Source organism: Pseudomonas sp. R62 (assembly GCF_000257605.1).
Lineage (GTDB): Bacteria > Pseudomonadota > Gammaproteobacteria > Pseudomonadales > Pseudomonadaceae > Aquipseudomonas > Aquipseudomonas atacamensis.
The window spans coordinates 2,658,858-2,668,616 of record NZ_JH635998.1; the positions used below are offsets into that span (position 1 = coordinate 2,658,858).

Below are 9,759 nucleotides of genomic sequence, written 5' to 3' on the forward strand. Positions count from 1 at the left end.
ATTGACCTTGCGCACTTCGGCCAATGCCTGGGCGAAAGGGTATTTCCAGGCGACCGCCCAATACGGCGCGCGAGCCTGCCAGCGTTCGGCGGGTGGCCGTTGGCTCTGGCGCAGCACCACGCCGTCGCTGGCAAAGGGCAGTGGCGAGCGATACCAGTGTTCACGCCATTTTTGCGCGTCCTCGAATCGGTTGATGGGCTGTGTATAGGTTTCGGTTGCAGCGAATCCCAATGCCTGGAGTTCGGACAATCTCTCCGGCAGCCGCACAGGACCTTGCGGCCAGTCCCAGACAAACAGGCCGATCCCGGCGGCCTGTTCAACATCGAGTGTTTTACGTCCCATCATCCCGGCGATGGTGGCGCGGGCATTGACGCTGCCGGCCTGTGATTGAACATGGGCGTTCAGGCGCCAATAGAGTTCGCCCTGTACCAGCAGATCCCGTGGCTGCCTCAATCGTTGCGGAATGGCTGCGATCCTGCGCGCGGAGGCGGTCCAGTCCTGACCGTTGACCCCATCACCGCGACTGATGGCCTGCTGCAATACCCCCTGGCGGTAGATCAGCGTGACAGCCACGCCGTCGACCTTGGGTTGCACCCAGACGTTCTGGCGATCACGCAACCAGTGGGCGACGTCTTCGACTTTGTGCAGCTTGTCCAGGCCGGTGTGGGCGATGGGGTGGGTGACCGTGCCGGACGCGGTGCGCAACGGCTGCGGGGATGAGGGCTGGTTGAAACAGGCTTGCCATTCTTTCAGCCGCAGTTGGGACTGGTCATAGAGTTCGTCGCTGATCAATGAACGGCCTTCGCGGTGATAGGCGTCGTCCCATTGGTCGATCTGGTTTTGCAGGGCGGTGATTTCGCGTTGGGCTTGGGAAAGATCCCAGTTCGGGCAGTTGGCTTGGCTGACGAGGGTGATGAGTGCCAGCAGGAAGCCCAGCAACAGGCGCAGTGTGAAGAGCATTGTGAGCGTCCTTGCTCGGGGGGTGATGCTTGAAGGGTAGGTGAGGATCTGAAGAACGTTGCGCGGCTTTTTTGCGAACTGTTTCGGGGCAGGGGAACTGGTGTTGCCGGGGCGGGCGCCTTCGCGAGCAGGCTCGCTCCCACATGGATCCCAAGAATCTGTCAGGCATGAAAAAGCCCCGCACGGCGCAAACCGTGCGGGGCTTTCATGCAGCCAGGGTATTACAGGCCAGCGGCAGAACGCAGGGCGTCGGCGCGGTCGGTTTTTTCCCAGGTGAACGTGGTGAAGCTGTCTTCGCCAACGGTCTTGGTCTGCGGCGCACGACCGAAGTGGCCGTAGGCTGCGGTTTCCTGGTACATCGGGTGCAGCAGGTCGAGCATGGTGGTGATTGCGTATGGACGCAGGTCGAACACTTCACGCACCAGTTTGATGATCTTGTCATCGCTGATCTTGCCGGTGCCGAAGGTGTTCAGCGAGATCGACGTAGGCTGGGCCACACCGATCGCGTAGGAAACCTGAATCTCGCAACGCTCGGCCAGGCCGGCCGCAACGATGTTCTTGGCCACGTAACGGCCAGCGTAGGCAGCCGAACGGTCAACCTTCGATGGATCCTTGCCGGAGAACGCGCCGCCGCCGTGACGGGCCATGCCGCCGTAGCTGTCGACAATGATCTTGCGGCCGGTCAGACCGCAGTCACCTACCGGGCCGCCAATGATGAACTGGCCGGTCGGGTTGATGTGGAACTGGGTGTCCTTGCTCAGCAGTTCGGCAGGCAGTACGTGCTTGACGATCAGCTCCATCACGCCTTCGCGCAGGTCTTTGTACGACACTTCCGGGTTGTGCTGGGTCGACAGCACCACAGCGTCGATGCCGACAACCTTGCCGCCTTCGTAACGGCAGGTCACTTGCGACTTGGCATCCGGACGCAGCCAAGGCAGCAGGCCCGACTTGCGTGCTTCAGCCTGACGCCGCACCAGCTGGTGCGAGAAGGTGATCGGAGCTGGCATCAGCACGTCGGTTTCGTTGCTGGCGTAGCCGAACATCAGGCCCTGGTCGCCGGCGCCCTGATCTTCAGGCTTGGCACGGTCAACACCCTGATTGATGTCGGGGGACTGCTTGCCGATGATGTTCATCACGCCGCAGGTGGCGCCGTCGAAGCCGACTTCGGAGCTGGTGTAGCCGATGTCGCAAATCACGTCACGAACGATCTGCTCCAGGTCGACCCAGGCGCTGGTGGTCACTTCACCGGCAACGATGGCCACGCCGGTCTTGACCAGGGTTTCCACGGCCACGCGAGCGTGTTTGTCCTGGGCAATAATGGCGTCCAGCACCGCATCGGAAATCTGGTCGGCGATTTTGTCCGGATGTCCTTCAGACACGGACTCGGAGGTGAAGAGGGAGTATTCGCTCATCTCGATGTTTTCCTGAATTTACCGATGGTGAGTGTCGCCAGCCGGTCGCTGAAAGTGGCGAACCTGGATCTGGAAACCATTACGTAAGCCTACATAGAGGCTTTCCCCGGGAACGAGTCCCGCAGCGGTGGCCCAACGGGCCAGATCGTCCTGTTCAAACCCCAACCAGAGATCACCGCAGGCCTCCCTGGCCCAACTCTGGTTGTGGCTACATAACTCTGTCACGAGCAGGCTACCGCCCGGTTGCAGCAGATCGGCCATGTGCCTGAGCGCATCGGCCGGAGCGGCGAAATGGTGCAGGACCATGTTCAACACCACGCAATCGGCTTGAAGGCTTGTGCCGTTCAATGCATCGGCCAATTGCAGGCTGACGTTAGCCAGCTGTTCACGTTCACACACCTGACGCGCCAGTTCGAGCATCGCCGGGCTGTTGTCCAGCGCGGTTACGGTGCCGAAGCGACGGGCCAGTTCCGGCAGAAAAGCACCATCGCCGGGGCCGACTTCAATGGCCGTGGCGGCACCATCGAAGTTCAGTTTGTCGAGCAGGGCCAGCACGCTGTCACGGTACTGCGGCAGGCCTGCGATCAAATCCTGCTGGGCACGGAATTTTTCCGCGACCCTGGCGAAAAAGTCCCGGCTGGCGGCGGCGCGCTGACCATGAACCTGCTCGATGCGTGCTTGCACTTCATCAGGCAGATCCAGATCGTCGACTTCTTCCAACAACGCCGCGTGCAGCTTGCCGCCGAGCAATCCGCTGTGGGGCAGGGCGCGACGATAAAAAATCGCGTTGCCCTCACGGCGTGTCGCCACCAGGTCGGCTTGCGCCAGCACCTTGAGGTGATGGCTCATGCCCGACTGGCCGATGCCGAAAATCTGCGCCAGCTCCAGCACGCCAAACGAATCGTTGGCCAGCGCGCGCAAGACATTCAGCCGCAGCGGATCGCCACCGGCCTTGCACAAGGCCGCCAGCTCGTCGCAATCGTCATGGCGAATGGAAGGCACGCGTAAGTTCATAGGGCTGGCAGTCTAGAGACGGGGGCAAGGCACCGCAAGGCCAATATCAAAAAGTTTTGATATTGCTCGATAAATGGCACTTCTCGGCGGACGGCAGTCTCTACAAACGAATAGCGGAAAGGTTTCACCAAGCGAAACCTGTGCTATCGATTGGAAAAACGCCTGCCGATGACTATCTGTCATTGCCCCGAGGCGCATGGGTGAGGGAAAATGCCCTCCTTTTTTACGTTTCAGTCTATTCACACCCAGGAGATCAGCGATGCCTAGCCGTCGTGAGCGTGCCAACGCCATTCGTGCCCTCAGCATGGATGCCGTGCAAAAAGCCAACAGCGGCCATCCCGGTGCCCCTATGGGTATGGCAGATATTGCCGAAGTGCTGTGGCGCGACTACCTCAAGCACAACCCGAGCAACCCGTCGTTCGCCGACCGTGACCGCTTCGTGCTGTCCAACGGCCACGGCTCGATGTTGATCTACTCGCTGCTGCACCTGACCGGCTACGACCTGTCGATCGACGACCTCAAGCAGTTCCGTCAACTGCACAGCCGCACTCCAGGCCACCCGGAATTCGGTTACACCCCGGGCGTCGAAACCACCACCGGCCCGCTGGGTCAGGGCCTGGCCAATGCCGTCGGTTTCGCCCTGGCGGAAAAAGTCATGGGCGCGCAGTTCAACCGTCCCGGCCACAACATCGTTGACCACCACACCTACGTGTTCCTCGGTGATGGCTGCATGATGGAAGGCATTTCCCACGAAGTCGCCTCCCTGGCCGGCACGCTGGGCCTGGGCAAGCTGATTGCCTTCTACGATGACAACGGCATTTCCATCGACGGTGAAGTCGAAGGCTGGTTCACCGATGACACGCCGAAGCGTTTCGAAGCCTACAACTGGCAGGTGATCCGCAACGTCGACGGCCACGATCCGGAAGAGATCAAGACCGCCATCGAAACCGCACGCAAGAGCGCTCAACCGACGCTGATCTGCTGCAAGACCACCATCGGTTTCGGTTCGCCGAACAAGCAGGGCAAGGAAGATTGCCACGGCGCCCCACTGGGTGACGCGGAAATCGCCCTGACCCGTCAGGCGCTGAACTGGAACCACGGCCCGTTCGAAATCCCGGCCGAGATCTATGCCGAGTGGGATGCCAAAGAAGCTGGCCGCGCGGTCGAAGCCGAGTGGGATCAGCGTTTCGCCGCTTACTCCGCTGCATTCCCGGCTGAAGCCAATGAGCTGATCCGCCGTCTGAGCGGCGAACTGCCGGCCGACTTCTCGGAAAAAGCCTCGGCCTACATCGCCGAAGTCGCGGCGAAGGGCGAGACCATCGCCAGCCGCAAAGCCAGCCAGAACACCCTCAACGCTTTCGGCCCGCTGCTGCCGGAAATGCTTGGCGGTTCGGCTGACCTCGCCGGTTCCAACCTGACCCTGTGGAAAGGCTGCAAAGGCGTCAGCGCTGAAGATGCCAGCGGCAACTACATGTACTACGGCGTGCGCGAGTTCGGCATGACCGCGATCATGAACGGCGTCGCCCTGCACGGCGGTCTGGTGCCTTACGGCGCGACCTTCCTGATGTTCATGGAATACGCGCGCAACGCCGTACGCATGTCGGCTTTGATGAAGAAGCGCGTGATCCACGTCTACACCCACGACTCCATCGGTCTGGGCGAAGACGGCCCGACGCACCAGCCGATCGAGCAATTGACCAGCCTGCGCAGCACGCCGAACCTCGACACCTGGCGTCCAGCCGATGCCGTGGAATCGGCAGTGGCCTGGAAAAACGCTCTGGAGCGCAAGGACGGCCCTTCGGCGCTGATCTTCTCGCGGCAGAATCTGCAACATCAGGAACGCGACGCTGGCCAGATTGCCAACATCAGCCGTGGCGGTTATGTGCTCAAGGATTGCGCAGGCGAGCCTGAGCTGATCCTGATCGCCACCGGTTCGGAAGTCGGTCTGGCCGTACAGGCCTTCGATAAACTGACCGAGCAGGGCCGCAAGGTTCGCGTGGTTTCGATGCCTTGCACCAGCGCGTTTGATGCTCAGGATGCGGAGTACAAGCAGTCGGTTCTGCCGTTGCAGGTCAGCGCACGTATTGCCATCGAAGCGGCCCACGCCGATTTCTGGTTCAAGTACGTGGGTCTGGAAGGTCGTGTGATCGGCATGACCACCTACGGTGAGTCGGCGCCGGCTTCGGCATTGTTCGAAGAGTTCGGTTTTACCCTGGAAAACATCTTGGGTCAGGCTGAAGAGCTGCTGGAAGACTAAATCTGACAGTTGTGTTGTCCGGGCTGACGCCTTCGCGAGCAGGTCGAGTCGTCGCACCGTCGCTCCCACAGGGAAATGCATTCCAATGTGGGAGCGAGCCTGCTCGCGAAAGCGTTGGTTCAGGCAATATCGCACTGCCTGATTCACCACGGTAATCGAGAACCCCATGCCTCAACCGCGTCCCTACAAAGTTGCACTCAACGGCTACGGCCGCATTGGTCGTTGCGTCTTGCGGGCGTTGTTCGAGCGCGGCGCGAAGGCCGGGTTTGAAATTGTCGCGATCAACGATCTGGCCGACATGGCCAGCATCGAATACCTGACACGCTTCGACTCCACCCACGGCCGGTTTCCCGGCGAAGTGCGGGTTGAAGGCGATTGTCTGCATATCAATGGCGACTGCGTGAAGGTCTTGCGCAGTGCCACCCCCGAAGGCATCGATTGGGCGTCGCTGGGCGTCGATCTGGTGCTGGAATGCTCCGGCGCTTACCACACCCGTGCCGATGGCCAGCGTTTTCTCGACGCCGGCGCACCGCGCGTGCTGTTCTCGCAGCCGATGGCCAGCGAAGCGGATGTCGACGCCACCATCGTCTACGGCGTCAATCAGGACTGCCTGACCGGCGACGAACTGCTGGTGTCCAACGCCTCGTGCACCACCAACTGCGGCGTGCCGCTGCTGCGTCTGCTCGATCAGGCGATCGGTCTGGATTACGTGTCGATCACCACCATTCACTCGGCAATGAACGATCAGCCGGTGATCGACGCCTATCACGACGAAGACCTGCGCCGCACGCGTTCGGCGTTTCAGTCGGTGATCCCGGTGTCCACTGGTCTGGCGCGTGGTATCGAGCGTCTGCTGCCGGAACTTGCCGGGCGAATTCAGGCCAAAGCCGTGCGCGTGCCGACAGTCAACGTGTCCTGCCTCGACATCACGATGCAGACCGCCACGGCGACTGACGCCAATGAGGTCAACCGGATCCTGCGCGAAGCCGCCAGCAGCGGCCCGCTCAAAGGCCTTTTGGCCTACACCGAGTTGCCGCACGCCAGCTGTGATTTCAACCATGACCCACATTCGGCCATCGTCGATGCCAGTCAGACCCGTGTTTCCGGCCCCAAACTGGTGAACATCCTGGCCTGGTTCGACAACGAATGGGGTTTTGCCAACCGAATGCTGGACGTAGCAGACCACTATCTGCAAACAGCAACTTCAAAAAAACCGTAGGAAGTGCGACCCATGACCGTGTTGAAGATGTCCGACCTCGATCTGCAAGGTAAGCGCGTATTGATCCGCGAAGACCTCAACGTCCCCGTCAAGGACGGTGTTGTCACCAGCGACGCGCGCATCCTGGCTTCGCTGCCGACCATCAAGCTGGCCCTGGAAAAAGGCGCGGCAGTGATGGTCTGCTCGCACCTGGGCCGTCCTACCGAAGGCGAATTCTCCGCCGAAAACAGCCTGAAACCTGTCGCCGACTACCTGAGCAAAGCGCTGGGCCGCGAAGTGCCGCTGGTGGCTGATTACCTCGGTGGTGTTGAAGTCAAGGCTGGCGATATCGTGCTGTTCGAAAACGTGCGCTTCAACAAGGGCGAGAAAAAGAACGCCGACGATCTGGCTCAGCAATACGCGGCCCTGTGCGACGTGTTCGTGATGGATGCTTTCGGTACCGCTCACCGCGCCGAAGGTTCGACCCATGGTGTCGCCAAGTTCGCCAAAGTCGCCGCTGCCGGCCCGTTGCTGGCCGCTGAACTGGACGCACTGGGCAAAGCCCTGGGCGCGCCGGCCAAGCCAATGGCGGCCATTGTTGCCGGCTCCAAGGTCTCGACCAAACTCGACGTGCTCAACAGCCTGAGCCAGATCTGCGATCAACTGATCGTCGGCGGCGGCATCGCCAACACCTTCCTCGCTGCCGCCGGCCACCCGGTCGGCAAGTCGCTGTATGAACCGGACCTGCTCGACACCGCCCGTGAAATCGCGGCGAAAGTCAGCGTACCGTTGCCGGTTGACGTCGTGGTCGCCAAGGAATTTGCCGAAAGCGCTGAAGCGACTGTGAAGCTGATCGCTGACGTCGCGGCAGATGACATGATTCTCGACATCGGCCCACAAACCGCGGCCAACTTCGCCGAGCTGCTGAAGTCGTCGAAAACCATTCTGTGGAACGGCCCGGTCGGCGTGTTCGAGTTCGATCAGTTCGGCAACGGCACCAAAGTGCTGGCCCAGGCCATTGCCGAAAGCTCGGCATTCTCCATCGCCGGCGGTGGCGACACCCTGGCGGCGATCGATAAATATGGCGTGGCTGAGCAGATCTCCTACATTTCCACCGGTGGTGGCGCGTTCCTCGAATTCGTCGAGGGCAAGGTGCTGCCTGCCGTTGAAGTCCTGGAAAGCCGGGCCAAGGCCTGAGGCCGCCCGTTTGGCCAGGCAAAGGAGTGTTCACATGGTCAAGTCGTTAGCGCTGTTGTTGCTGACCGGTACGCTGGCGGCCTGCGGGAGCACCCCGAAGGCTGACGCGACGCCAGCACCGAGCGAACCCCAGAAGGGCTGTTATCAGGCCGACTGGCAGGCCGAAACCAACCCGGTGCTGAACAAGCGCTCGGGTCCGGACGGCCTGGACAAATACGAGACGCAAACCCCGGTCAAGGAACATGGTTGTCCTTGACGGGTCTGACTCTTTAACTCAGGGCTGGCGGCGTGCGTCGTCAGTCGAGGAACACGGATGAAAGGCTTGATCGCCGTTGCGGCGTTGGCATTGTTGGGTGGCTGCGCGCAGTTGAACCTGTTTCAGTCGTCGGCCCCGGCAGACAACTGGACGACTTGGACCTGCGACAGCCAGGCCAAGGTGTTATGGCGTTACGTCGATGCCGGCCAGAAGGAAGTCGACGTTCGCCTCGGCGGCGGTGATCAGGTCTATCGCCTGAAAGAAGAGCCGGGCGCCTCGGGTACGCTGTACAGCGATGGCATGCTGGCGTTTCACGTCAAGGGTGACGAAGGCCTGGTGTACTGGGTCGCCACCAATGACCTGATTGGCCGTGGTTGCAAGGCCGAGTAATTGACACAACACAGATCCAATGTGGAAACCGATCCAACTGTGGGAGCGAGCTTGCTCGCGAAAGCGGTGGATCAGCTTGCATCAATGTTGAATGCCAAGACGTATTCGCGAGCAAGCTCGCTCCCACAGGTGTTCTGTGTCGTTCAGAAGATTTTGGTAACACCGAATCACCAGACCGGGCCTCAACCCCCGATCTGCATTAACTTGAATAGCCGCCGCCGCTCCGGCAGGCTGGCACGATCAACGACCCTCAACCGGGAGAGACACACACAATGGCACTTATCAGCATGCGCCAGATGCTGGACCACGCAGCCGAGTTCGGCTACGGCGTTCCAGCCTTCAACGTCAACAACCTTGAGCAGATGCGCGCCATCATGGAAGCCGCTGACAAGACTGACTCCCCGGTGATCGTCCAGGCTTCGGCCGGCGCCCGCAAATACGCCGGCGCGCCATTCCTGCGTCACCTGATCCTGGCGGCGATCGAAGAATTCCCGCACATCCCGGTGTGCATGCACCAGGACCACGGCACCAGCCCTGACGTCTGCCAGCGTTCGATTCAACTGGGCTTCAGCTCGGTGATGATGGACGGCTCGCTGGGCGAAGACGGCAAGACCCCGACTGACTACGACTACAACGTCCGCGTCACCCAACAAACCGTCGCCATGGCCCACGCCTGCGGCGTTTCGGTAGAAGGCGAGCTGGGCTGCCTGGGTTCGCTGGAAACCGGTATGGCCGGTGAAGAAGACGGCATCGGCGCCGAAGGCGTTCTGGATCACAGCCAGATGCTGACCGACCCGGAAGAAGCCGCTGACTTCGTCAAACGCACCCAGGTCGATGCCCTGGCCATCGCCATCGGCACCAGCCACGGCGCCTACAAGTTCACCAAGCCACCAACCGGCGACGTGCTGGCGATCGACCGCATCAAGGAAATCCACAAGCGCATCCCCAACACCCACCTGGTGATGCACGGTTCGTCCTCCGTGCCACAAGAGTGGCTGGCGATCATCAACCAGTACGGCGGCGACATCAAAGAGACCTACGGCGTCCCGGTTGAAGAAATCGTCGAAGGCATCAA

General features: G+C 61.0%; 8 protein-coding genes and 1 pseudogene. 6 read left to right on the forward strand and 3 right to left on the reverse strand.

Annotated elements, in window-relative coordinates; genetic code table 11:
* From OQK_RS31270 to OQK_RS12980, 3 genes and pseudogenes are all read right to left on the reverse strand, one after another.
* A pseudogene (locus OQK_RS31270) lies at positions 1-960 on the reverse strand (NAD-dependent DNA ligase LigB); the annotation flags it as partial.
* Positions 961-1,181: 221 nt separating this feature from the next.
* Positions 1,182-2,372: a methionine adenosyltransferase gene (gene metK / locus OQK_RS12975; protein ID WP_016772781.1), complete on the reverse strand. Its 1,191-nt coding sequence runs from the start codon at positions 2,370-2,372 to the stop codon at positions 1,182-1,184.
* An 18-nt stretch (positions 2,373-2,390) separates the two neighbouring features.
* Entirely contained in the window at positions 2,391-3,386 is a 996-nt protein-coding gene (locus OQK_RS12980) for an ArsR/SmtB family transcription factor (protein WP_016772782.1), read from the reverse strand.
* A 259-nt stretch (positions 3,387-3,645) separates the two neighbouring features.
* On the opposite strand from OQK_RS12980, the gene tkt reads away from it, so the two are divergent.
* The 6 genes from tkt to fba all read left to right on the forward strand — a co-directional run.
* A complete protein-coding gene (gene tkt / locus OQK_RS12985) occupies positions 3,646-5,643 on the forward strand; it encodes a transketolase (RefSeq protein ID WP_016772783.1) in 1,998 nt (665 codons plus the stop codon).
* Between the two features lie 166 nt (positions 5,644-5,809).
* Positions 5,810-6,862 carry an erythrose-4-phosphate dehydrogenase gene (epd, locus tag OQK_RS12990; protein WP_016772784.1) on the forward strand — a complete coding sequence of 351 codons (1,053 nt, stop codon included), beginning with the start codon at positions 5,810-5,812 and terminating at the stop codon, positions 6,860-6,862.
* Between the two features lie 12 nt (positions 6,863-6,874).
* A complete protein-coding gene (locus tag OQK_RS12995; protein ID WP_016772785.1) occupies positions 6,875-8,038 on the forward strand; it encodes a phosphoglycerate kinase in 1,164 nt (387 codons plus the stop codon).
* A 34-nt stretch (positions 8,039-8,072) separates the two neighbouring features.
* Positions 8,073-8,294: a hypothetical protein gene (locus tag OQK_RS13000; protein ID WP_016772786.1), complete on the forward strand. Its 222-nt coding sequence runs from the start codon at positions 8,073-8,075 to the stop codon at positions 8,292-8,294.
* Between the two features lie 57 nt (positions 8,295-8,351).
* The gene (locus OQK_RS13005) at positions 8,352-8,684 is read left to right on the forward strand and encodes an MliC family protein (protein ID WP_016772787.1); all 333 of its coding nucleotides are present in this window, start codon (positions 8,352-8,354) and stop codon (positions 8,682-8,684) included.
* Positions 8,685-8,956: 272 nt separating this feature from the next.
* Positions 8,957-9,759: class II fructose-bisphosphate aldolase (fba, locus tag OQK_RS13010; RefSeq protein WP_016772788.1), on the forward strand; the 803-nt coding region annotated here is incomplete at its 3' end.

Excerpts from the sequence above, each read along its gene's own strand:
- metK (WP_016772781.1), bottom strand. The coding sequence starts at position 2,372 with ATGAGCGAATACTCCCTCTTCACCTCCGAGTCCGTGTCTGAAGGACAT.
- OQK_RS12980 (WP_016772782.1), bottom strand. The coding sequence starts at position 3,386 with ATGAACTTACGCGTGCCTTCCATTCGCCATGACGATTGCGACGAGCTG.
- tkt (WP_016772783.1), top strand. The coding sequence starts at position 3,646 with ATGCCTAGCCGTCGTGAGCGTGCCAACGCCATTCGTGCCCTCAGCATG.
- epd (WP_016772784.1), top strand. The coding sequence starts at position 5,810 with ATGCCTCAACCGCGTCCCTACAAAGTTGCACTCAACGGCTACGGCCGC.
- OQK_RS12995 (WP_016772785.1), top strand. The coding sequence starts at position 6,875 with ATGACCGTGTTGAAGATGTCCGACCTCGATCTGCAAGGTAAGCGCGTA.
- OQK_RS13000 (WP_016772786.1), top strand. The coding sequence starts at position 8,073 with ATGGTCAAGTCGTTAGCGCTGTTGTTGCTGACCGGTACGCTGGCGGCC.
- OQK_RS13005 (WP_016772787.1), top strand. The coding sequence starts at position 8,352 with ATGAAAGGCTTGATCGCCGTTGCGGCGTTGGCATTGTTGGGTGGCTGC.